This window comes from Pseudomonas sp. AC016, assembly GCF_979253365.1.
The window spans coordinates 1,311,540-1,335,080 of record NZ_CEEDCC010000001.1 but is presented as its reverse complement, the minus strand read 5'-3'; the positions used below and the strand labels follow the sequence as shown (position 1 = coordinate 1,335,080).

Sequence of the window (23,541 nt, the reverse complement as noted above, 5' to 3'; positions counted from 1 at the left end):
TGCCAGCCAGCTGGATCGCTCCTCGCACTGCATCGCAAGGGGCTCCCGGCCCTGTTTTTTCCTCACCCAGAATCGCAAAGCATGCGCATCCAAGTGACCTGCGGGTCATAAAGTGCATCTCCACTGTAATGTTTTACCGCGAGTGACAAGCGCCTGACTTGCCTTAATGTGTCATGCGCCCTGAAAATGTCCGCAATTCGCCTCTATTCGGTAGCGCCCTGATTTCTTTGGGACAAACATTTACCTGTTTACTAATCGGGAAGCCATGATGATTGGCATAAAAAGCATAGCGAGTTACGTGCCCGCTGAAGGCGTCGATAACTACGCTCAAGGTGCCAGCTTCGGCAAGGATGAAGACTTCATCCTCGGGAAGATTGGCTCCACGTTCCTGCCGCGCAAGGCTGACGGTCAGGAAACCTCGGATCTGTGTGTCGAAGCAGCCAACAAGCTGTTTGCCAGCAATCCTCAACTCACGCGCGAAGAAGTCGATGTACTGATCGTCGTCACCCAGAACGGTGATGAAGAAGGGCTGCCGCACACTGCTGCCATCGTGCAGGACAAGCTGGGGCTGTCGACCAACGTCGCTGCATTCGATATTTCGCTTGGCTGCTCCGGCTATGTCTACGGTATCTATGCGATCAAGGGCTTCATGGAAGCGGCCGGCCTGAAAAACGGTCTGCTGATCACGGCCGACCCTTACTCGAAGATTGTCGACCCTGAAGACCGCAACACCACTATGCTGTTCGGTGACGCGGCTACCGCCACCTGGATGGGTGAGGGCGCTGCGTGGCAACTGGGCAAGGCGAAGTTTGGTACGGACGGTTCCGGTGCGCCGCACCTGAAGGTCAGTAACGGCGTGTTCTTCATGAACGGTCGTCAGGTGTTCAACTTTGCACTGCTCAAAGTGCCTGCTCACCTGCACGAGCTGCTGGGCGAGTCCGGTCTGCAGCCTGATGACATCGACGCCTTCTGTATTCATCAGGGCAGCGCTGCCATCGTGGACGCCGTGGCGCGTCGTTTTGAAGACAAGCCCGAGAAGTTTCTCAAGGACATGGTCGAGACCGGTAATACCGTGTCGTCCAGTATTCCTCTGCTTATAGAAAAACACGTACTCGATTCTTCCTGGAGTCGTGTGGCGTTGAGCGGCTTTGGTGTCGGTTTGTCCTGGGGCTCGGCAATTATTTACAGGGCCTGATTGTCGGCGGTCTGAGATAAAACGCCTGCGACCTTAGTTGTGGGCGTTTTAGTCTGGATAAAACGGTTGCAAAAATCTGCTGTCACTGATTTTTGTCAATCCAAGAGCGCTGTTCCGGCCTGTTGAAGATCCTCTTTTCTGTGTTGTGCGCGCTTCAAACCCTTGTTTTATAAGGGGTGGCAGACTGCTAGCAAAATTTTTGAAAAAAACACTCAAGCAACCTGCCATCGCGACGATAACTATTACGAAGGTTCTCTAGGCATACCCGGCGCTTGCAGGGGCCGGAAGCCACGTAGTACACAACCCACGAGGAATTCATCATGGCTTTAACAGTAAATACCAACGTTACATCGTTGGCCGTTCAAAAGAACCTGAACCGCGCCTCTGACGCACTGTCCACTTCCATGTCCCGTCTGTCGTCGGGCCTGAAAGTACAGAACGCCCGTGACAACGTGGGTGTTTTGAGCACCATCGCTTCGATCAACTCGCAGGTTCGTGGTCAGACCGTAGCGATCCAGAACGCCAACGACGGTATGTCCCTGGCTCAGACCGCTGAAGGCGCTCTGCAAGAATCCGTATCGATCCTGCAGCGTATGCGTGAACTGGCAGTTCAGTCGCGTAACGACAGTAACAGCGCGGTCGACCGTACTGCCTTGAACAAAGAATTCACCGCGATGAGCGCTGAATTGACCCGTATCTCGGCCAGTACCAACCTGAACGGCAAGAACCTGCTTGACGGTTCCGCCAGCACCATGACCTTCCAGGTCGGCGCCAACACCGGTAGCTCCAACCAGATCACTCTGACCCTGAGCGCAAGCTTCGACGCAGAAACTCTGGGCGTTGGCTCGGCCATCACCATCGTCGGTTCGAACAGTGCCACTGCAGAGACCAACTTCTCTGCTGCAATCACTGCGATTGACTCCGCTCTGCAGACCATCTCGTCGAGCCGTGCTGATCTCGGTGCTGCACAAAACCGTCTGACCACCACCATCTCCAACCTGCAGAACATCAACGAAAACGCCAGTGCTGCACTGGGTCGTCTGCAAGACACCGACTTCGCTGCTGAAACTGCACAGCTGACCAAGCAGCAGACTCTGCAACAGGCTTCGACTTCGATCCTGTCTCAGGCCAACCAGCTGCCATCCGCTGTACTGAAACTGCTTCAGTAATATCGGCATGAGTTTTGGCGGGGGAGTGCGTAATCGTGCTCTCTCGCTTTTTTGCTTTCGGAGGTGATGGTCATGGAGATGAGTGTAAAGCTGAACGTGTCCTATCCGGCCGTTCAACCGACGAGTCCGGCTCCGGCCATGGACAAGTCTGTTGATAAGCCTGCCGACGTCAAGTCGGTGGAGCGGGTTGCCGCTTCGGATGAAAGCAAAGACCTGGATCATAAGAAGGATGATGCTCAGGAGGAGACTAAAGTCAGGGCCGCGGCGGACGAAATCCAGAAATTTTTTCATTCGGTCAAACGCAATCTTGAGTTTTCGATCGATGAAGGTTCTGGCAAAGTCATCGTCAAAGTCATTGCAAGTGACTCTGGTGAAGTGATCCGGCAGATTCCGAATGCAGAAATCCTGAAACTGGCCGATAGCCTGAGTGACGCGAACAGTTTGTTGTTCCGCGCCAAGGCCTGACCACCAGTAAGGTTATTGTTGCAGGGTTTGGAGGGTCAAATGACTCGAAGCCCGGTGACACACTAGAAGGAGAAGCGAAATGGCAAGTCCAATTACCTCGACAGTAGGCGTGGGTTCGGGTCTTAATATCGGTGACATCGTCAAGGGGTTGGCGGCTGCCGAGAAGGCGCCCAAGCAGACCCAGATAGACAAGCAGACTTCCGCTACCTCGGCCTCGCTGTCGGGTGTCGGTCAGTTGTCGTCTGCGCTGGCTGCGTTCCAGAAAACCATGGACACGCTCAACAGCACCACAACGCTTGCGTTCAATGGCTTCGCGGCGACCTCGGCCGATGAAAAGGTCGTGAAGGCAACGGCGGGCAACAACGCAGTCAACGGCTCTTACGCTATCGGTGTCACCAAGCTGGCGACTCCTTCCAAGGTCGCGACTGCAGCATTGACGGCTGCCCAGACCAGTGCCATTCCGAGTGGTACCCTGAAAATCACTCAGAATGGCGTTGCTCAGGAAGTCTCGATCGACCAGGGCTCGACGCTGGAGCAGGCACGCGACAAGATCAACTCCACGTTTCAAGGCAAGGGCATTACCGCGAACATCATCAACGACACCAGCGGTGCGCGTCTGGTGTTCAGTTCGACCACAACCGGCAGCGGCAGTGACATCTCGGTAGAGGCCAGTTCCGGTCTGGAAATGTTCAATATCGATGGCACAAAGAAAATGTCGGAGACCGCTACCACCGATGCCAACGGCAAAGTGATCGGAGGCGCGGGCGCGATTTCGGAACTGGCGGGAGACGCAGAGTTCACCGTTGACGGTCTCAGTCTGACCAGTAAGACGAACAAGGTAAGTGGCGCGATTTCCGGCATCACCTTTGACCTGGTTGCGCCGACTGCACTAGGCGCCACCACCACCGTCACCGTGGCAACCAACACGGATGGTCTGAAGGCTTCTCTGCAAAGCTTCGTTGATTCCTATAACACGTTGGTCAAGCTTGTCGCTACGCTTACCAAGGGTTCGACGGGCAAGGATGCTTCCGGCAAGGATGTGTTCGTACCCGCTCCACTGACCGGCGACGCGACGCCTCGCTCGCTTTTGGCAGTGATCCGTACACAGATCGCCACCTCGACCTCTACTTCAAGCCTTGGCTCTCTCGCCCAGTTGGGCATTCAGACGCAGCAGAGCGACGGCACATTGTCTCTGGACTCGGCCAAGTTCACGGCGGCGTTGAGTGACAAGAAGATGGGTAGCCAGATCCAGGCGCTATTCACCGGTGAAGGTGGTCTGCTGAGTCGTCTGGGCAAAGCGGTCCTTCCCTACAATGAACCGGGCAAGGGCATTCTTCCGACCAAGACGACCAGCCTGACGGCGATGCAGAAGCAACTGACCAAAGATCAGGCTGACCTGGATCGTCGTATCGACACACTCACCGCGAGCCTGACCAAGAAGTACAACGCGATGGACCTGGTGGTGGGGCAGCTCAAGGCGACCGCCAGCAGCATCACGTCGATCTTCGCCGCCATGAATGCGCAAAAGAACAATTCGTAGTTCCATTTGCCGATTATTGTGCTTGCCAACAACCCGACCCTGTGTCGGGTTGTTGTTTTTGGGCTAAAGTTTTTTCGCGCTGCGTCGATAGCTTGAATATGAGTAATCTGGATTATCACGAGGCTCCCTATGAATCCGATGTTAGCGTTGCGGCAGTATCAGAAGATTGGTTCCCAGGCACAGACCTCGGAAGCCAGCCCACACCGTCTGGTTCAGATGTTGATGGAGGGCGGTCTGGATCGCATTGCCCAGGCCAAGGGCGCGATGTCACGCAAGGAAATCGCTAACAAGGGCATCTTCATCAGCAAGGCCATCGGTATTGTAGGTGGCTTGCGTGATGGTCTGGATCTTGAAAAAGAGCCGACAGAGGCTCTGATCAGGCAGGACAAGCTGTATCACTACATGATGACGCGTCTCGCTGAAGCCAATGCTCACAATGATCAGAAAATGCTCGATGAAGTGGCAGGTCTGTTGATCACGGTCAAGGAAGGCTGGGACGCCATCGGCGCCACGCAATCGCAATAAGGCCCGGCTGCCTTAGGAGAGAGACATCATGAGTGCTGCACTCAAGCGAATCGAAGAAACCCGTGAGGCCTTGGTCGGGGCACTGGCTGAGCGCGACTGGGAGGCCATCGGCAAGCTTGACCTGGCATGCCGTGAATGTGTCGATGCGGTGGTCGGCCATTCGCCTGATGACGAGCCTGCCCTGCGCAGCAATCTGGAAGGGCTTTTAGGGGTCTACAGGCAATTGATTGACGTTGCAACGGGTGAGCGTCAAGCAATCGTCGATGAAATGGCACAAATCCAGAATGCGAAAAACGCAACGAAGGTCTATCATCTCTTCGGCTAGCTTTTATTTGTCGTTTTAATTATCCGACAGGAAGTTCGCCATAAATTTGACTGTGTACGTTTTTTTGACTTAACTAGTGATGTTTACTATTTTCTGGCGTCTCATCGTTTATATCGGCTGAGCGGCCAAGCTGCCCCCCAATCATGGGCATTGAGTTGACTAGGGAAGTTGCTATTGCATGTGGCGTGAAATCAAGATTCTGCTAATCGATGACGATAGCCAGCGCCGCCGGGATCTGGCGGTTATCCTGAACTTCCTTGGCGAAGAAAATCTTTCCTGTTCCAGTCAAGACTGGCAGCAGGTCGTAGGCTCGTTAGGGTCTACGCGGGAAGTGCTTTGCGTGCTGATCGGCAACGTAAACGCCCCGGGCAGTCTTCAAGGACTGCTTAAGACCATCGCCGCATGGGATGAGTTCCTTCCTGTTTTGCTTTTGGGCGAAAGTTCTTCCGTCGAGCTTCCGGAAGACATGCGCAGGCGCGTGCTGTCTGCGCTTGAAATGCCGCCCAGCTACAGCAAACTGCTGGATTCCCTGCACCGTGCCCAGGTCTATCGTGAGATGTACGATCAGGCCCGTGAGCGTGGTCGTCATCGCGAACCCAACCTGTTCCGCAGCCTGGTCGGTACCAGCCGTGCGATTCAGCATGTGCGGCAGATGATGCAGCAGGTGGCCGACACCGACGCCAGTGTTCTGATCCTGGGCGAGTCCGGCACCGGCAAGGAAGTTGTTGCCCGTAACCTGCATTACCACTCCAAACGCCGCGACGCGCCTTTTGTGCCCGTCAACTGCGGTGCGATTCCGGCTGAATTGCTGGAAAGCGAATTGTTCGGTCACGAGAAGGGCGCTTTTACCGGGGCGATCACCAGTCGTGCCGGGCGCTTCGAGCTGGCCAATGGCGGCACTCTGTTTCTGGATGAGATCGGCGACATGCCCCTGCCGATGCAGGTCAAATTGCTGCGGGTCCTGCAGGAACGCACGTTCGAGCGCGTTGGCAGTAACAAGACCCAGAGCATTGATGTGCGCATCATTGCCGCTACACACAAGAATCTCGAAAACATGATCGAGATCGGCAGCTTCCGTGAAGACCTTTATTATCGTCTGAACGTGTTCCCGATCGAGATGGCGCCGCTGCGTGAGCGCGTCGAAGACATTCCGCTGCTGATGAACGAACTGATCTCGCGCATGGAACACGAAAAGCGCGGCTCGATCCGTTTCAACTCGGCGGCCATCATGTCGCTGTGCCGTCATGCCTGGCCGGGCAACGTTCGCGAGCTGGCCAACCTGGTGGAGCGTATGGCGATCATGCATCCGTACGGTGTGATCGGTGTTGCAGAATTGCCGAAAAAGTTTCGCTATGTCGACGACGAAGACGAGCAGATGGTCGACAGCCTGCGCAGCGAGATCGAAGAGCGTGTCGCCATCAACGGTCATACGCCAAACTTCGCCTCCGGTGCGCTGTTGCCACCTGAAGGGCTCGATCTGAAAGACTACCTGGGTGGCCTTGAGCAGGGGCTGATTCAGCAGGCGCTGGATGATGCCAACGGCATCGTTGCCCGTGCCGCCGAGCGTCTGCGGATCCGGCGCACGACGCTGGTCGAGAAGATGCGCAAGTACGGCATGAGCCGTCGGGAAGGAGACGAACAGGCGGAGGATTGACGCCTGCTCGAAATGCCAAAAATCAAACCTCTGAATTTTCAGGGGTTTTTTTTCGGCACGAGGATTGCTAAGTCTCTCTCAACACACCGTTTACTGACGGTCCGCCACGCGAGAGATGATTTATGTCCAACGCCGCCCAAATGACTTCCGAACTGTCTGTCCAGCCGTTTCCCGCTCTTGAGCTGGAAAGCCGTCACGGGCTGGAACAGGCGTTTTCGCTGTTCAACCAGATGTCGGCGCAATTGACCGATTCCTACGGACATCTGGAAGCACGCGTGACTGAACTCAAGGGTGAGCTGGCGCAGGCCGGTGTTCAGCGTATTCAGGAGCTGGCAGAAAAAGAGCGCCTGGCCAACCGCCTGCAGAACCTGCTTGATTTGCTGCCCGGTGGCGTGATCGTCATCGACGGCATGGGTGTGGTCCGCGAGGCCAACCCTGCTGCAATCGATCTGCTGGGTCAGCCGTTGCTGGGCATGCTGTGGCGGCATGTGATCAGTCGCTGCTTCGCACCGCGTGAAGACGACGGGCACGAGATATCGCTGAAGGACGGCCGTCGTCTGTCCATTTCCACTCGTTCACTGGATGCCGAGCCCGGTCAGTTGGTATTGCTTAACGACCTGACTGAAACCCGTCGCCTGCAGGAGCAGCTTGCTCGCCACGAGCGTCTGTCTTCTCTTGGGCGAATGGTTGCCTCGCTGGCGCATCAGATTCGCACGCCGCTGTCGGCTGCGATGATCTATGCCAGCCATTTGACCGAGCAGGAACTGCCCGTGGAAACCCAGCAGCGTTTTGCCGGCCGACTCAAGGAGCGTCTGCACGAACTCGAGCATCAGGTGCGTGACATGCTGGTGTTCGCCCGTGGCGAACTGCCGCTGACCGACCGGATCGCGCCGGGTGCGCTGTTTCAGGCGCTGCAGAACGCGGCGGCGACCCATTTGCAGGGCGGGGCGGTTCGCTGGCAGTGCGACAGCGTCGACGGTGAGTTGCTGTGCAATCGCGACACGCTGGTCGGTGCACTGCTCAATCTGGTTGAAAACGCGGTGCAGGCCAGTGCAGGGCGCACGCGTCTCAAGGTGCACGTCTACAGTCGCGGCAATACGTTGCGGCTGTGCATCAGCGACAACGGCAGTGGCATGGATCAGGCGGCGCTGGCTCGCATCGGTGAGCCATTCTTCACCACCAAGACCACCGGCACCGGCCTTGGCCTTGCGGTGGTCACGGCAGTGACTCGCGCGCATCAGGGTGGCGTCCAGTATCGCTCGCGTGTCGGACGTGGCACTTGCGCCATTGTCAGCCTGCCGTTGATTCCTGCGTCCAGCTCAGTGAGTGCAAGCTGATGTCGATCAAGGTGCTGCTGGTTGAAGATGACCGTTCCTTGCGCGAAGCGCTGGGGGAAACCCTGGAGCTGGCCGGATACGGCTACCGTGCGGTCGGTTCGGCTGAGGAAGCCTTGCTGGCGGTAGAGTCCGAGCCGTTCAGTCTGGTGATCAGTGACGTCAACATGCCGGGCATGGACGGCCATCAGTTGCTGGCTTTGCTGCGTAATCGTCATCCGCAGTTACCTGTGCTGCTGATGACGGCGCACGGCGCTGTCGAGCGTGCCGTCGATGCGATGCGACAGGGCGCTGCGGATTACCTGGTCAAGCCTTTCGAGCCCAAGGCGCTGCTGGCGCTGGTCGCGCGCCATGCGCTGGGGCGTCTCGGTCCGGCCGAAGGCGAGGGGCCGATTGCCGTCGAGCCTGCAAGCATTCAATTGCTCAATCTGGCCAGCCGAGTGGCGAAAAGCGACTCCACCGTGCTGATTTCCGGCGAGTCCGGGACAGGCAAGGAAGTTCTGGCCCGATACATTCATCAAAATTCGCCGCGTGCCGATAAGCCTTTCATTGCGATCAACTGCGCAGCGATTCCCGACAACATGCTCGAGGCCACGCTGTTCGGTCACGAGAAAGGCTCATTTACAGGGGCCATTGCGGCTCAGGCGGGCAAGTTCGAACAGGCCGATGGCGGCACGATCCTGCTCGACGAGATTTCCGAAATGCCCATGGGCCTGCAGGCCAAGTTGTTGCGCGTGCTGCAAGAACGCGAGGTTGAGCGGGTCGGTGCGCGCAAGCCCATCATTCTTGATATTCGTGTGCTGGCAACCACCAACCGTGATCTGGCCGGCGAAGTGGCGGCGGGGCGCTTCCGTGAGGATCTGTTTTATCGGCTGTCGGTGTTTCCGCTGGCCTGGCAGGCATTGCGTCAAAGGACTGCCGATATTTTGCCCTTGGCCGAGCGTCTTCTGGCCAAGCACGTCAATAAAATGAAGCATGCGCCGGTTCGTCTTTCAGCTGAAGCGCAGGCCTGTCTGGTCGGTTATCCATGGCCGGGCAATGTGCGTGAGCTGGACAATGCCGTGCAGCGCGCGCTGATCCTGCAGCAGGGTGGCGTGATTCAGGCGCAGGATTTCTGCCTCGCCGGTCCGGTGGGCAGCGTTCCTGCTCCAATGGTCCAGGCGCCCGCGCCACACATGCCTGTCACGTCAGTGGCGGATAATGCAGTGGCCGCTGGCGGTTCAGAGTCCGCAGGTGCGCTGGGGGATGACCTCAGGCGTCGAGAGTTTCAGATGATCATCGACACGCTGCGCGCCGAGCGCGGTCGTCGCAAGGAAGCTGCCGAGCGGCTGGGTATCAGCCCGCGAACGCTGCGTTACAAGCTGGCGCAGATGCGTGACGCCGGTATGGATGTGGAAGGCTATCTGTTTGCGACCTGACGGCCACCGTCCAGCCAGCTGCAGACCAGTGGTCGTGATCTGGTGTATTTGATTCTTCGTATGACGGATGCAATACGGGAGGCCCGGAGGCCTTGTCCGGTGGGGCTTTTGTCGGTGATGGCATCTGAATCGACATGATATTCAAAGGTGATGTGGCATATTGCCGCCATCTAGCTGGCACCGTTGTTGCTAAGTCATCTGTATCCGCTGAATCAGTGTCAAAAATTTGCGGGCCTTACGAGAGAAAATGTCCATGAGCCAAGGTATTGAATTTAATCGCTTGATGTTGGATATGCGTGCCATGCAGATGGATGCAATGGCCGCACCCAAGCCTGTGTCCGGTCCTCAGGAAGCAGGTGCCAGCAGTTTTGCCGATATGCTTGGCCAGGCCGTCAACAAGGTTGCGTCGACTCAGCAGGCCTCCAGCCAACTGGCCAACGCATTCGAAATCGGCAAGAGCGGTGTGGATCTGACTGACGTCATGATTTCCTCGCAGAAAGCCAGCGTGTCGTTTCAGGCCTTGACCCAGGTTCGCAACAAACTGGTTCAGGCTTATCAAGACATCATGCAGATGCCGGTTTAAGGGACGTACTGAGTCATGGCCGAAGCAACAGCCGATCCTGTTCCAGCAAGAGCGGGCGCCTCCGACAAGAAACCGTTGTTCGGGCTCTCTTTTCTGGAAAACCTTTCCGAAATGACCATGCTGCGTCAGGTCGGCCTTATGGTCGGTCTGGCCGCGAGCGTGGCCATTGGCTTTGCCGTGGTGCTGTGGTCGCAGCAGCCTGACTATCGTCCGTTGTACGGCAGTCTTGCCGGCATGGACAGCAAGCAGATCATGGACACCCTGACTGCTGCGAACATCAATTACACCGTCGAGCCGAACTCCGGCGCTCTGCTGGTCAAGGCTGATGACGTGCAGCGTGCACGCATCCAGCTGGCTCAGGCAGGCGTGGTGCAGAACGATGCCAACATCGGCTTCGAGATTCTGGACAAGGATCAGGGTCTGGGCACCAGTCAGTTCATGGAAGCCACGCGCTATCGCCGTGGTCTGGAAGGCGAACTGGCGCGTACCATTTCGGCGTTGAACAACGTCAAGGGTGCCCGCGTGCACCTGGCCATTCCGAAGAGTTCGGTTTTCGTCCGTGACGACCGCAAGCCAAGTGCCTCGGTACTGGTCGAGCTGTATGCAGGCCGCTCGCTTGAGCCAGGCCAGGTCATGGCGATCATCAATCTGGTCGCCACCAGTGTTCCTGAGCTGACCAAGTCACAGATCACCGTTGTCGACCAGAAAGGCACCCTGCTGTCCGATCAGGCCGAGAACTCTGAACTGACCATGGCGGGCAAGCAGTTCGATTACAGCCGCCGTATGGAAGGCATGCTGACGCAACGCGTGCAGAACATCCTGCAACCGATTCTGGGTTCTGACCGCTACAAGGCCGAAGTCTCGGCGGTGGTCGATTTCAGCGCTGTCGAGTCGACCGCCGAAAGCTTCAACCCCGATCAGCCTGCCTTGCGCAGTGAGCAGTCGGTCAACGAACAGCGTTCCAGCAGTTCGGGTTCGCAAGGTGTTCCGGGTGCGTTGAGCAACCAGCCTCCAGGCCCTGCGACCGCGCCTCAGACCGCTGGTGGTGCTGGCGCTGCTGCAGCCGCTATCGCTCCGGGTCAGCCGCTGCTCGATGCCAACGGTCAACAGATCATGGATCCGGCCACCGGTCAGCCTGCGCTGGCGCCGTACCCGGCCGACAAGCGTGTGCAGTCCACCAAGAACTTCGAGCTGGACCGTTCCATCAGCCATACCAAACAACAGCAGGGTCGTCTGACGCGCCTGTCGGTTGCCGTGGTGGTCGATGACATGGTCAAGACCAATGCCGCCAATGGCGAAGTGACCCGTGCACCGTGGAGCGCCGCAGATCTGGCCCGTTTCACGCGTCTGGTTCAGGATGCCGTCGGTTTCGATGCCAGCCGTGGCGACAGCGTCAGCGTGATCAACGTGCCGTTCTCCAGCGAGCGCGCCGAAGTGCTGCCCGAGGCTTCGTTCTATTCGCAGCCGTGGTTCTGGGACATCGTCAAGCAGGCAGTGGGCGTTATCTTCATCCTGATTCTGGTGTTCGGTGTGCTGCGTCCGGTGTTGAACAACATCACCACTGGCAAGAGCCGCGAACTGGCCGGTTTCGGTGGCGATGCCGAGCTGGGTGGCATGGGCGGCCTGGATGGCGAGCTGTCCAACGACCGCGTCAGCCTGGGCGGTCCGCAGAGCATTCTGCTGCCTAGCCCGACCGAGGGTTATGACGCACAGCTCAACGCAATCAAGAGTCTGGTGGCTGAAGATCCGGGTCGTGTGGCCCAGGTCGTGAAAGAGTGGATTAACACTGATGAATGATCGAGCCCTCGTAGCCAAACTGAGCAAGGTCGAGAAGGCCGCCGTGCTGCTGCTTTCTCTGGGTGAAACCGATGCGGCGCAGGTATTGCGTCACATGGGCCCCAAGGAAGTGCAGAAAGTGGGCGTGGCCATGGCTCAGATGCGCAACGTGCATCGCGAGCAGGTCGAAGAAGTGATGAGCGAGTTCGTCGACATCGTCGGTGACCAGACCAGCCTGGGCGTCGGTTCCGATGGCTACATTCGCAAGATGCTGACCCAGGCGCTGGGCGAAGACAAGGCCAACGGCCTGATCGATCGCATCCTGCTCGGTGGCAACACCAGCGGTCTGGACAGCCTCAAGTGGATGGAGCCGCGCGCGGTTGCCGACGTTATCCGCTTCGAGCACCCGCAGATCCAGGCCATTGTGGTGGCGTATCTGGATGCCGACCAGGCCGGTGAAGTGCTCGGGCATTTCGACCACAAGGTGCGTCTGGACATTATCCTGCGCGTCTCGTCCCTGAACACCGTACAACCGGCGGCACTGAAAGAGCTCAACCAGATTCTCGAGAAGCAGTTCTCCGGCAACGCCAACACGTCGCGTACTACTCTGGGTGGTATCAAGCGTGCGGCCGACATCATGAACTTCCTCGACAGCTCCATCGAAGGCGCGCTCATGGATTCGATCCGCGAGGTCGACGAAGATCTTTCCGTGCAGATCGAAGACCTCATGTTCGTCTTCAACAACCTCTCCGACGTGGACGACCGCGGTATCCAGGCGCTGTTGCGCGAAGTGTCTTCGGACGTGCTGGTGCTGGCGCTCAAGGGTTCGGACGAGGCGATCAAGGAAAAAATCTTCAAGAACATGTCCAAGCGAGCCGCAGAACTGCTGCGCGACGACCTGGAAGCCAAGGGTCCGGTGCGCGTCAGCGATGTGGAAACTGCCCAGAAAGAAATCCTCACCATTGCGCGTCGTATGGCCGAAGCCGGCGAGATCGTGCTCGGTGGCAAGGGTGGCGAGGAAATGATCTAAGGATTCAGCCGACTCATGTCCAGTTCCAATAAAGAATCGGCCAGCGACCTCATTCGTGCCAAGGATGTCAGCGGTCTCGATCTCTGGGCATTGCCCAGTTTCGACCCGCATGTAGAGCCTGAGCCGGAACCCGAGCCCGATCCGGTCGATGAACCGGCCGAGATGGAAGAGGTGCCGCTGGAAGAAGTCCAGCCGTTGACCCTGGAAGAGCTGGAAAGCATTCGCCAGGAAGCCTGGAACGAAGGCTTCGCCACCGGCGAAAAGGAAGGCTTTCACAGCACTCAGCTCAAGGTTCGGCAGGAGGCGGAAGTGGCGCTGGCTGGCAAGATTGCCAGCCTCGAGACGCTGATGGCCAGCCTGCTGAACCCGATTGCAGACCAGGACACGCAGATCGAAAAAGCCGTTATCCATCTGGTCGAGCACATTGCCCGACAGGTGATTCAGCGCGAGCTGGCAACCGATTCCGGGCAGATAGCCAGCGTGTTGCGTAACGCGTTGAAGCTGCTGCCGATGGGCGCCAACAATCTGCGTATCTTCATCAATCCTCAGGACTTCGCATTGGTCAAAGCCATGCGCGAGCGTCATGAAGAGACGTGGAAAATTCTCGAAGACGACACGTTACTGCCTGGCGGTTGCCGGATTGAAACCGAGCACAGCCGCATCGATGCCAGCATCGAAACGCGAATCGCCCTGGCGATCTCGAAAATGCACGATCAATTGCACGAACAAGTGACGCACCCCGCACCGGCCGATGTCAGCGTCGAGCTGGATGCAGCTCCCGTTCATGCGTCGAAAACTGTCGCACCCGACATGGACCCGCTCGATGCGCCTTGATCGCACCAGTTTCGGCAAGCGCCTGGGAGCTTACGCAGGCTCCATCAGTCTGCCTGCTCAGCCGGTGGTCGAAGGCCGCCTGCTGCGCATGGTCGGTCTGACACTGGAAGCCGAAGGCTTGCGTGCTGCCATGGGCAGCCGCTGCGTGGTGATCAACGATGACAGTCACCACCCGGTCGAAGTCGAGGCTGAGGTGATGGGCTTTTCCGGTGGCAAGGTGTTTCTGATGCCGGTCGGCAGCGTTGCAGGTATTGCGCCCGGTGCCCGTGTGGTGCCGCTGGCCGATGCCGGTCGCCTGCCGATGGGCATGACCATGCTGGGCCGGGTGCTGGACGGCGCGGGTCGCCCGCTGGACGGACGTCCGCCGATCAAGGCCGAAGACTGGGTGCCGATGGACGGCCCGGCCATCAACCCGCTCAAGCGTGACCCCATCAGTCAGCCGTTGGACGTCGGCATCCGCTGCATCAACGGTTTGTTGACGGTCGGCCGCGGTCAGCGCCTCGGGCTGTTTGCCGGTACCGGCGTGGGCAAGAGTGTGCTGCTCGGCATGATGACGCGCTTCACCGAAGCGGACATCATCGTCGTCGGCCTGATCGGTGAGCGGGGCCGCGAGGTAAAGGAATTCATCGAGCATATTCTGGGTGAAGAAGGCCTTAAACGCTCGGTGGTGGTGGCTTCGCCTGCCGACGATGCGCCCCTGATGCGTCTGCGCGCGGCGATGTACTGCACGCGTATTGCCGAATATTTCCGTGATCAGGGCAAGAACGTCCTGTTGCTGATGGATTCCCTGACCCGTTTTGCCCAGGCCCAGCGGGAAATTGCGCTGGCCATTGGCGAACCGCCTGCGACCAAGGGTTATCCGCCTTCGGTATTTGCCCGTTTGCCCAAGCTGGTCGAGCGTGCCGGTAACGCCGAAGCGGGCGGCGGTTCGATCACCGCGTTCTATACCGTACTGTCCGAAGGCGATGACCAGCAGGACCCGATTGCCGACTCTGCGCGGGGTGTGCTTGACGGGCACATCGTGCTCTCGCGCCGACTGGCCGAAGAAGGGCATTACCCGGCCATCGATATCGAAGCCTCGATCAGCCGGGTCATGCCGTCGGTGGTGACGCCTGAACACATGGCCCGAGCCCAGCATTTCAAGCAATTGTGGTCGCGCTATCAGCAGACCCGCGACCTGATCAGCGTGGGTGCGTACGTGGCCGGTGGCGATCGGGAAACCGACATGGCCATCGCGCTGCATCCGGTGCTGGTGCGCTACCAGCGTCAGGGCTTGCGCGACAACGAAAGCATGCAGGCCAGTGGCGAAGCGTTGGCTTCGGTATTCGGTCCGGCGCCGGGCGGCTGATAGGCCATGGCCCAGAGTCGAGCGGCGCGTCTGGCGCCTGTGGTCGAGATGGCGGAGGCGGCCGAGCGTTCGGCGGCTCAGCGCCTCGGGCATTTTCAAGGACAGGTCAATCTGGCCAACAACAAGCTTCAGGAACTGGACCAGTTTCGCCACGACTATCAGCAGCAATGGCTGCAGCGCGGCAGTTCGGGTGTATCCGGTCAGTGGTTGCTGGGTTATCAACGTTTTCTGAGCCAGCTCGACGTTGCCGTTGCCCAGCAGTACAAGAGCCTGGAGTGGCACAAGGTCAATCTCGACAAGGCACGCGGTGCCTGGCAGGAAGCCTATGCGCGTGTCGAGGGGCTGCGCAAACTGGTCCAGCGCTACATGGACGAGGCCCGCAAGCTTGAAGACAAGCGCGAGCAGAAGCTGCTGGATGAGTTGTCCCAGCGCCTGCCTCGTCACGAACAGTACTAACACCGACTTTTGACGAGTTGATCGCAAACTCTGGTCTACGCTCACAGTGTCTCGGTGTTGAAATACTTCAGGAATTCCTATGACAGTCACTTCCGAGCTTTCTCCGGACCGGCGCCAGCTGACGCTCTATATCGCAGGGCGTTTCGACTTCGCCACGCATCAGGCCTTTCGGGGTGCCTACGAGGGGCAACCGGGGGACCTGAGTTATGTCGTGGACCTGCGCGACACCCATTATCTGGACAGCTCCGCGCTGGGCATGCTGTTGCTGCTGCGCGATCACGCCGGTGGTGACCGGGCACAGGTGCGACTGATCAACTGCTCGGCCGATGTGTTCAAGATCCTCGCGATCTCCAATTTCTCGAAGCTGTTCCAGTTGAGCTGATCAGTGCAGGCGCTCTCGAAAGGCCTGTGCATCCTCATCGCCGACGACAGTGCCAGCGACCGTCTTCTGCTCGCGACCATCATCGCCCGCCAGGGGCACCGGGTTGTCAGCGCGGCCAATGGCCTGGAGGCCGTGGCGATCTTCAGTACCGAACGCCCGCACCTGATTCTCATGGATGCGATGATGCCGCTGATGGACGGCTTCGAGACGGCGCGGCGGATCAAGCTCATGGCTGGCGAGTCGCTGGTGCCGATCATCTTTCTGACGTCGCTCACCGAAGGCGAGGCGTTGGCGCGGTGCCTGGATGCTGGCGGTGATGACTTCGTCTCCAAGCCCTACAACACCCAGGTGCTGGCGGCCAAGATCAATGCCATGAACCGCCTGCGGCTGTTGCAGGAAACGGTTCTGCAGCAGCGGGACCTGATCAGTACCCACCATGAATACCTGCTCAACGAGCAGCGTGTCGCCAAGGCCGTTTTCGATCAGGTCGCGCATTCCGGCTGTCTGGGTGCGGCGAATATTCGTTACCTGCAATCGCCTTATGCGCTGTTCAACGGCGACCTGATGCTGGCGGCCTACACCCCGGCCGGGCACATGCATGTGCTGCTGGGCGATTTCACCGGACACGGTCTGCCAGCTGCCGTAGGAGCCATGCCGCTGGCGGAAGTGTTTTACGGCATGACGGCCAAGGGGTTTGGTCTGGTTGAAATCCTGCGTGAAATGAACGCCAAGCTGAAGCGCATTCTGCCGGTGGACATGTTCTGCTGCGCCACGTTGCTGTGCGTCAATCACAAGCAGCGGCAGGTCGAGGTCTGGAATGGCGGGCTGCCGGATGGTTATCTGTTGCGTGCTGACGGGGGTGATCCGGTCACGCTTGTCTCCCGCCATCTGCCATTGGGCGTGTTGAGTGTGGATGCGTTCGAGGTCAGGACTGACGTCTATCCGCTGGCGCTGGGTGACCGCATTTTTCTGCTGTCCGACGGTGTGCTCGATACCAGCGACAGCGATGATCAGCTCTTCGGTGTCCAGCGACTGCGTGACGTACTGGCCGCTAATGAACAGCCTGCGTTTCTGATCCAGGAAATCCTTCAGGCGCTCAACGACTTTGGCGGCAAGGCGCGTGATGACGTCAGCCTGTTGGAAATCACGGTGATTGACGAACCGCTCGATTCGTTGCCGCTGCCGACGTATTCCGACAGTGGTGCCTCAAGCCCCCTCGACTGGTCGGCCAGTTTCGAATTTCGCGGCTCCACCCTCAAACGCTTCAATCCCGTGCCCTATGTGTTGCAGTCGCTGCTCGAAGTGCATGGGCTGCGCAACCAGAGCGGTGCGCTGCATGCGGTGATGGGCGAGTTGTACAGCAACGCGCTTGAGCACGGTGTACTGGGGCTCGATTCGACGCTCAAGCATGATGCTGTCGGTTTCGCCCGCTACTATGAGCAGCGCGCCGAGCGTCTCGATAATCTTCGGGACGGATTTATCTGTATGACGCTGCGAATTGAACCTGTTGGGCAGGGCGGTCGTCTTACCTTGACTGTCGAAGACAGTGGCAGCGGTTTCGACGCGCAGCAGGTGATCGACCATGCACCTGCCATTGATGGGTTGTATGGGCGCGGTATAAGACTGGTATGTGAACTGAGTCGGCAGGCCCGATGGTCCACGGATGGCAGGATCGCCTGCGTGGAATTTTCCTGGGAGTGAGTGGCATAATCGCGCCCTGGAGTCTTGATCAAGGAGTGAGCAAGTGTCTGTTCATCTGGATTACAGTGTTTTGAGTACCCTGCAGGAAGTCATGGAAGATGAATATCCCACGTTGCTGGATGTGTTCTTCAAGGACTCCGAGCAGCGCCTGTCCCAGATGCGTCTGGCGCTCGAGCCTCACGGGCCTGATCTGGAAACATTGAGCCTGAATGCCCACAGCTTCAAAGGCAGCAGCAGTAACATGGGAGCACTACGGCTATCGGAGCTGTGCCGCGAGCTTGAGGATCGCGCCCGTCAACAGCAGAGTGCGGGTCTTGAAGAGCTGATCGGCAGGATCGCCAGCGAGTACGCAACCATCCGCCGACTGTTCGATGCAGAGCGCCAGTTCTTCGTCAGTTAAGCTATCGTGGATCACCTTCAGGCCGCCTTTTCAGGGTTGGCCTGTATCTTGCTAATACTTCGGTAACCAGCTGCTCATGCGGAGACCGAAATGCCCCTCGCCACTAACGCGCTTTTACAGGCCAATGCCACTGCGACCGCCCGGTCCGGTTCGGCCACCAATGCTGCCAAACCTGCCGACGGCAGCAAGGACGGGGCCTCCAGCTTTTCCAACGTCTATGCCAAGCAGGCCAAGGACGCCGTCTCAGCGCGCGATGATGTGCCTGTCAAGTCGGCCAGGGATAAGACTTCGTCCGGTTCGGACAAGGTCGCGAGCGGCAAGGACAAGCCTTCCGCCGATCAGAGCACTGCCACGAATCCGTCGACTGTTGCCGATAGCGGCAACGGTTTGCCTGCCAGCGTGACGACCGCTACCACCGATGAAGATCAGGTCGCAGCCGATCAGGTACTGACCGATACGTTGGCCGAAGGCGATGCGGTGCCGGTTACGGATCCGGCACTTGATCCGGCGCTGGACCCCGCATTGCAGGCTATGACCGTACAGGCTCCTGTTGCGCCTGCGATTGCCAAGCCTGCCGTTATCGATACCAAGGCTGCGCCTGTGGTTGAGCTGGCTGCTGGCGTGAAAGCGGCGCCGCCTGCGGTAGTTGAGGCCGCTTTCGATCCTGAGGCCGATCCTCTGGACGGACTTGAGGCGGTGCAGCTGGCATTGGAGAACGCCAGTGCCAAAACGCAACTCGCGACGCAGAACGCTCACGCCGCCAACAAGGCGACGCCTTCCAATGCCGAATCTGATCCCACACAGAATATCGCCAATAACCTGTCGCAATTGAGCGAGCAGTTGCCCACTGACGACAGCAGCACCGAAAGCAGCGACAAATCGTTCGGCGGGTTGATAGGTGAAGGCCTGAAGGATGTGAAAAGCGCCGCAGGTGATACGCGGGTCGATAACTTTGCCGACCGTCTCGCAGCATTGAGTCAGGCTGCACAGCCCGCCAGGGTCGCGGCAACGCCCACTGCAGCGCCTCTGATGAGTCAGCCTCTGGCGATGCATCAGAGTGGCTGGACCGAAGGTGTGGTGGACCGGGTCATGTACCTGTCGAGCCAGAACCTCAAATCGGCTGAAATCAAGCTGGAACCGGCGGAGCTGGGGCGTCTCGACATTCGCGTCAATATGGCGCCGGATCAGCAGACCCAGGTGACGTTCATGAGCGCCCACGTGGGCGTGCGTGAAGCGCTCGAAAGCCAGATGTCCCGCCTGCGTGACTCGTTCAGCCAGCAGGGCTTGGGTCAGGTGGACGTGAACGTCTCGGATCAGTCGCAACAGCAGGCCCAGCAACAGGCTCAGGAGCAGGCCAGCCGGGCTCAGCGCGGCGGTCGCAGTGGTGGGACGGGGTCGGGTGACAGTACTGACGACGTGTCCATCGCCGATGGTGCTGTTCCCGTCAGCCAGCCTGCGGCGCGGGTGATCGGTACCAGCGAGATCGATTACTACGCTTGATTGGGGTGAGCTGCGGGGCGGGGTGTTGTCCTGCAGCAAACCCGGTCTTTAACGATGCGCTGATATCTGCTTCTGCCAGGAGGGAGTTGCAGCCCTCGTAGGTTGCGACGGCAGCGATGGGCTGGGCAGCGGCCCCTTGACCGAGTCTGATACACCGCATGCTCAGGTTTGCTGTCGGTTCCCGGCAGATCGCCGGCAAGCCGCCTCCCACAGTTTGTTTTCTGTATCGAAGACGCCGTGAGCCTTGTGCAAAATCGCTTTATTCAGCGGGCAGCATGCTTTTCGAGAGGGCGTGCTGCCATGGCTGAAAAAACCGTTTAAGCCCGATCCGCCTCCTTTCTCGCAACTCTGGCATAACACTTGCTCTGCCCCTGTCACGTATTGAAGACCCCTTGAATAGTGACGGATTATTGGCATGGCGAAGAGCGAAGAAGTTAAAGACCCCGCTTCCAAAGGCAAACTCAAGCTCATCATCGTAGCGGTTGTGGCCTTGCTGCTCGCTGTCGGTCTGTCGGTGGGTGCGACCTGGTTCATCATGCACAAGGGTGAAAGCGCGCCCGACCCGGCAGTGGCTGCGGCTGCGGCCAACGCCAAGCCGGTGGCGGTTTTCGAACCGCTGACGCCTGCGTTCGTCGTCAACTTCAACGCCAATGGCCGTCAGCGCTACATGCAGGTCAGCATCACCATGCTGGGTCGCAACGCTGCGGACATGGAGGCCTTGAAAGTGCACATGCCGGTGATTCGCAACAATCTGGTCATGCTGTTCGCGGCCATCCCTTTCGAGTCGCTGGCCTCGCCGATCGGCCAGGAAATGCTGCGTCAGAAGGCAACCGCCAGCATTCAGGAAGTGGCGCAGAAAGAACTTGGCAAGACTGTGATCGAACAGCTGCTGTTCACTAATTTCGTATTGCAGTAGGACCTCGACATGGCTGTGCAAGACCTGCTGTCCCAGGATGAAATCGACGCGCTGCTGCATGGCGTTGACGATGGTATGGTCCAGACCGAAAGCCCTGGCGAGCCCGGAAGCGTCAAAAGTTATGACCTGACCAGTCAGGACCGGATCGTCCGGGGTCGTATGCCGACTCTGGAAATGATCAACGAACGATTTGCCCGCTACACCCGCATCAGCATGTTCAACCTGCTGCGCCGCTCTGCGGACGTAGCGGTGGGCGGTGTTCAGGTGATGAAATTCGGTGAGTACGTGCATTCGCTGTACGTGCCGACCAGTCTGAACCTGGCCAAGATCAAGCCGCTGCGCGGCACCGCGCTGTTCATTCTCGACGCCAAGCTGGTTTTCAAGCTGGTGGACAACTTTTTCGGTGGTGACGGCCGTCACGCGAAGATCGAAGGGCGTGAGTTCACGCCGACCGAGCTGCGTGTGGTGCGGATGGTGCTGGATCAGGCGTTCATCGACCTCAAGGAAGCCTGGCAGGCGATCATGGAAGTGAACTTCGAGTACATCAACTCGGAAGTGAACCCGGCCATGGCCAACATCGTCGGGCCGAGCGAAGCGGTGGTCATCTCCACGTTCCACATCGAACTCGATGGCGGTGGCGGCGATCTGCACGTGACCATGCCGTATTCGATGATCGAGCCGATCCGGGAAATGCTCGACGCCGGTTTCCAGTCGGACCTGGACGACCAGGACGAGCGCTGGGTAAACGCGCTCAAGGAAGACGTGCTGGACGTCAACGTGCCGCTCAGTACCACCATCGCCCAGCGTCAGTTGCCGCTGCGCGACATCCTGCATATGCGTCCCGGCGATGTGATCCCGGTCGAACTTAGCGAATCGCTGGTCCTGCGGGCCAACGGCGTGCCTTCGTTCAAGGTCAAGCTGGGCTCGCACAAGGGCAAGATGGCCCTGCAGGTAATTGAACCCATAGCACGACGTTGACCTGTCAGGTCGGCGTCGGAACATTGTTGCGTAATTGAATCACTGCTTGCAGAGGACTACCGATGGCTGATGAAAACGATATGACGTCTGCTGAAGATCAGGCGCTGGCCGATGAATGGGCTGCTGCACTGGGCGAGGCGGGCGAAGGTGGTCAGGACGATATCGACGCGCTGCTGGCTGCGGATGCGGGCAATGCGACCAATCGCATGACCATGGAAGAGTTCGGCAGCGTGCCGAAAAACAATGCGCCGGTCACCCTGGACGGCCCGAACCTGGACGTGATTCTGGATATTCCGGTGTCGATCTCCATGGAAGTGGGCAGTACCGACATCAACATTCGCAACCTGCTGCAACTCAACCAGGGGTCGGTCATCGAGCTGGATCGTCTGGCAGGCGAGCCGCTGGACGTGCTGGTCAACGGTACGTTGATTGCGCATGGCGAAGTGGTGGTGGTCAACGAAAAGTTCGGCATTCGCCTGACTGACGTGATCAGCCCGAGTGAACGCATCAAGAAGCTGCGTTAAGTGAAGCGCTTGCTGAGTGTTCTGCTGATGCTGCCCTCGCTGGCGCTGGCCGCCGAGCCCGTTGCGCAGGCAGCGCCCGCCGTGGCCAATACCGTATCCAGTGGCATGGGTGGTCAGGTGATGCAGCTGTTGTTCGGGCTGCTGCTGGTGGTCGGCCTGATTTTCGCGCTGGCCTGGGTGATGCGGCGGGTTCAGCGGGTTGGGCCCAACAACAGCCAGATCATCGAACTGGTAAGCACGCGGGCCATCGGGCCGCGTGATCGTCTGGTGCTGGTTCAGGTGGGCAATGAACAGGTCCTGCTGGGCATCACACCAGGCAATATCACCACCCTGCATGTGCTCAAGGAGCCTGTGCAGGTGCCGGTCCGGGAGCAGGCGACGCCCGAGTTCGCTCAGCGTCTGCTGGATTTGATGGGCAAGGATAAGGACAAGAAGTAATGGGCGCCTTGCGTTTCCTGGTACTGCTGTTGCTGGTAATGATTGCGCCGGTCGCGTTGGCTGCCGATCCGTTGTCGATTCCGGCCATCACCCTGTCCAACGGGGCTGACGGCCAGCAGGAGTATTCGGTCAGTCTGCAGATCCTGCTGATCATGACTGCGCTGAGCTTCATCCCGGCATTCGTGATGCTGATGACCAGCTTCACGCGGATCATCATCGTCTTCTCGATTCTGCGCCAGGCCCTGGGTCTGCAGCAGACGCCGTCGAACCAGATCCTGACCGGCATGGCGCTGTTTCTGACCATGTTCATCATGGCGCCTGTGTTCGACAAGGTGAATCAGGACGCCTTGCAGCCGTATCTGGCCGAGCAGCTTACGGCGCAGGATGCGGTCGCCAAGGCGCAGGTGCCGATCAAGGATTTCATGCTGGCTCAGACGCGCACCAGTGACCTTGAGCTGTTCATGCGCCTGTCCAAACGCACCGACATTCCGACGCCTGACGCGGCACCGCTGAATATTCTGGTGCCGGCTTTTGTTATCTCCGAGCTCAAGACCGCGTTTCAGATCGGCTTCATGATCTTCATTCCGTTTCTGATCATCGACCTGGTCGTGGCCAGTGTGCTGATGGCGATGGGTATGATGATGCTGTCGCCGCTGATCATTTCCCTGCCATTCAAGATCATGCTGTTCGTGCTGGTGGATGGCTGGGCGCTGATTGTCGGCACGCTGGCCGGCAGTTTTGGTGGTGTATGAGTCGTTTCGCTGAGGAGTCTGCCCGATGACGCCGGAAGTAGCCGTCGATCTGTTTCGTGAAGCGCTGTGGCTGACCACCATGCTGGTAGCGATTCTGGTGGTGCCGAGTCTGATCTGTGGTCTTCTTGTGGCGATGTTTCAGGCCGCCACCCAGATCAACGAACAGACGCTCAGCTTTCTGCCACGTCTGATCGTCATGTTGATCACACTGATCGCGATCGGTCCCTGGCTGTTGAAAGTCTTCATGGAATACATGCTGTCGCTGTACACCAGCATTCCGACCGTGATCGGCTGACGC

25 protein-coding genes are annotated in these 23,541 nt (G+C 58.7%); all 25 read left to right on the top strand.

Features of this window, described 5'->3' with window-relative positions; genetic code table 11:
* The first annotated feature begins 268 nt into the window (after positions 1-268).
* The 25 genes from AC0IXS_RS05795 (at position 269) to fliQ (ending at position 23,538) form a co-directional block, all read left to right on the top strand.
* Entirely contained in the window at positions 269-1,195 is a 927-nt protein-coding gene (locus tag AC0IXS_RS05795; RefSeq protein ID WP_161987255.1) for a ketoacyl-ACP synthase III, read from the top strand.
* Positions 1,196-1,515: 320 nt separating this feature from the next.
* The gene (locus tag AC0IXS_RS05790; protein WP_137202635.1) at positions 1,516-2,364 is read left to right on the top strand and encodes a flagellin domain-containing protein; all 849 of its coding nucleotides are present in this window, start codon (positions 1,516-1,518) and stop codon (positions 2,362-2,364) included.
* A 72-nt stretch (positions 2,365-2,436) separates the two neighbouring features.
* A complete protein-coding gene (locus AC0IXS_RS05785; RefSeq protein ID WP_161987254.1) occupies positions 2,437-2,829 on the top strand; it encodes a flagellar protein FlaG in 393 nt (130 codons plus the stop codon).
* A gap of 79 nt (positions 2,830-2,908) precedes the next feature.
* A complete protein-coding gene (gene fliD, locus AC0IXS_RS05780; protein WP_471824106.1) occupies positions 2,909-4,369 on the top strand; it encodes a flagellar filament capping protein FliD in 1,461 nt (486 codons plus the stop codon).
* Between the two features lie 129 nt (positions 4,370-4,498).
* Entirely contained in the window at positions 4,499-4,894 is a 396-nt protein-coding gene (gene fliS, locus AC0IXS_RS05775) for a flagellar export chaperone FliS (RefSeq protein ID WP_025995202.1), read from the top strand.
* 28 nt (positions 4,895-4,922) lie between these two features.
* The gene (fliT, locus tag AC0IXS_RS05770; protein ID WP_471824104.1) at positions 4,923-5,219 is read left to right on the top strand and encodes a flagellar protein FliT; all 297 of its coding nucleotides are present in this window, start codon (positions 4,923-4,925) and stop codon (positions 5,217-5,219) included.
* A 178-nt stretch (positions 5,220-5,397) separates the two neighbouring features.
* Positions 5,398-6,873, top strand: coding sequence for a transcriptional regulator FleQ (gene fleQ, locus AC0IXS_RS05765; protein ID WP_025995203.1), 1,476 nt, complete (start codon positions 5,398-5,400; stop codon positions 6,871-6,873).
* 122 nt (positions 6,874-6,995) lie between these two features.
* Entirely contained in the window at positions 6,996-8,210 is a 1,215-nt protein-coding gene (locus AC0IXS_RS05760) for a sensor histidine kinase (protein WP_471824101.1), read from the top strand.
* Complete coding sequence (locus AC0IXS_RS05755) at positions 8,210-9,625, top strand: sigma-54-dependent transcriptional regulator (protein ID WP_320471276.1); 1,416 nt, start codon at positions 8,210-8,212, stop codon at positions 9,623-9,625. The genes AC0IXS_RS05760 and AC0IXS_RS05755 overlap by 1 nt, the downstream gene beginning before the upstream one ends.
* A 253-nt stretch (positions 9,626-9,878) precedes the next feature.
* Complete coding sequence (gene fliE / locus AC0IXS_RS05750; RefSeq protein ID WP_004880750.1) at positions 9,879-10,208, top strand: flagellar hook-basal body complex protein FliE; 330 nt, start codon at positions 9,879-9,881, stop codon at positions 10,206-10,208.
* 15 nt (positions 10,209-10,223) lie between these two features.
* Positions 10,224-12,005 carry a flagellar basal-body MS-ring/collar protein FliF gene (gene fliF, locus AC0IXS_RS05745; RefSeq protein ID WP_057409421.1) on the top strand — a complete coding sequence of 594 codons (1,782 nt, stop codon included), beginning with the start codon at positions 10,224-10,226 and terminating at the stop codon, positions 12,003-12,005.
* Positions 11,998-13,014: a flagellar motor switch protein FliG gene (fliG, locus tag AC0IXS_RS05740; protein ID WP_004880752.1), complete on the top strand. Its 1,017-nt coding sequence runs from the start codon at positions 11,998-12,000 to the stop codon at positions 13,012-13,014. Before fliF ends, fliG begins: the two co-directional genes overlap by 8 nt.
* 15 nt (positions 13,015-13,029) lie before the next feature.
* Complete coding sequence (gene fliH / locus AC0IXS_RS05735; protein WP_471824098.1) at positions 13,030-13,848, top strand: flagellar assembly protein FliH; 819 nt, start codon at positions 13,030-13,032, stop codon at positions 13,846-13,848.
* Positions 13,838-15,196, top strand: coding sequence for a flagellar protein export ATPase FliI (fliI, locus tag AC0IXS_RS05730; RefSeq protein ID WP_004880755.1), 1,359 nt, complete (start codon positions 13,838-13,840; stop codon positions 15,194-15,196). The genes fliH and fliI overlap by 11 nt, the downstream gene beginning before the upstream one ends.
* Positions 15,197-15,202: 6 nt before the next feature.
* The gene (fliJ, locus tag AC0IXS_RS05725; RefSeq protein WP_004880757.1) at positions 15,203-15,652 is read left to right on the top strand and encodes a flagellar export protein FliJ; all 450 of its coding nucleotides are present in this window, start codon (positions 15,203-15,205) and stop codon (positions 15,650-15,652) included.
* A 79-nt stretch (positions 15,653-15,731) separates the two neighbouring features.
* On the top strand, positions 15,732-16,034 hold the full coding sequence (locus AC0IXS_RS05720) for an STAS domain-containing protein (RefSeq protein ID WP_004880759.1): 303 nt from the start codon (positions 15,732-15,734) through the stop codon (positions 16,032-16,034).
* A 3-nt stretch (positions 16,035-16,037) separates the two neighbouring features.
* On the top strand, positions 16,038-17,735 hold the full coding sequence (locus AC0IXS_RS05715; RefSeq protein WP_471824095.1) for a SpoIIE family protein phosphatase: 1,698 nt from the start codon (positions 16,038-16,040) through the stop codon (positions 17,733-17,735).
* Positions 17,736-17,778: 43 nt separating this feature from the next.
* Positions 17,779-18,135, top strand: a complete 357-nt coding sequence (locus AC0IXS_RS05710; protein ID WP_004880762.1) for an Hpt domain-containing protein — start codon at positions 17,779-17,781, stop codon at positions 18,133-18,135.
* 90 nt (positions 18,136-18,225) lie between these two features.
* Entirely contained in the window at positions 18,226-19,635 is a 1,410-nt protein-coding gene (locus AC0IXS_RS05705) for a flagellar hook-length control protein FliK (RefSeq protein WP_137202632.1), read from the top strand.
* Positions 19,636-20,050: 415 nt separating this feature from the next.
* Positions 20,051-20,551: a flagellar basal body-associated protein FliL gene (fliL, locus tag AC0IXS_RS05700; RefSeq protein ID WP_004880765.1), complete on the top strand. Its 501-nt coding sequence runs from the start codon at positions 20,051-20,053 to the stop codon at positions 20,549-20,551.
* Between the two features lie 9 nt (positions 20,552-20,560).
* Positions 20,561-21,529, top strand: coding sequence for a flagellar motor switch protein FliM (fliM, locus tag AC0IXS_RS05695; protein ID WP_057410313.1), 969 nt, complete (start codon positions 20,561-20,563; stop codon positions 21,527-21,529).
* Between the two features lie 62 nt (positions 21,530-21,591).
* Complete coding sequence (gene fliN / locus AC0IXS_RS05690) at positions 21,592-22,053, top strand: flagellar motor switch protein FliN (protein WP_004880770.1); 462 nt, start codon at positions 21,592-21,594, stop codon at positions 22,051-22,053.
* Positions 22,054-22,491, top strand: coding sequence for a flagellar biosynthetic protein FliO (gene fliO / locus AC0IXS_RS05685; RefSeq protein ID WP_122668538.1), 438 nt, complete (start codon positions 22,054-22,056; stop codon positions 22,489-22,491).
* Positions 22,491-23,243 carry a flagellar type III secretion system pore protein FliP gene (gene fliP, locus AC0IXS_RS05680; protein ID WP_004880774.1) on the top strand — a complete coding sequence of 251 codons (753 nt, stop codon included), beginning with the start codon at positions 22,491-22,493 and terminating at the stop codon, positions 23,241-23,243. The genes fliO and fliP overlap by 1 nt, the downstream gene beginning before the upstream one ends.
* Positions 23,244-23,268: 25 nt before the next feature.
* On the top strand, positions 23,269-23,538 hold the full coding sequence (fliQ, locus tag AC0IXS_RS05675) for a flagellar biosynthesis protein FliQ (protein WP_004880775.1): 270 nt from the start codon (positions 23,269-23,271) through the stop codon (positions 23,536-23,538).
* The last annotated feature ends 3 nt before the right edge of the window (positions 23,539-23,541 follow it).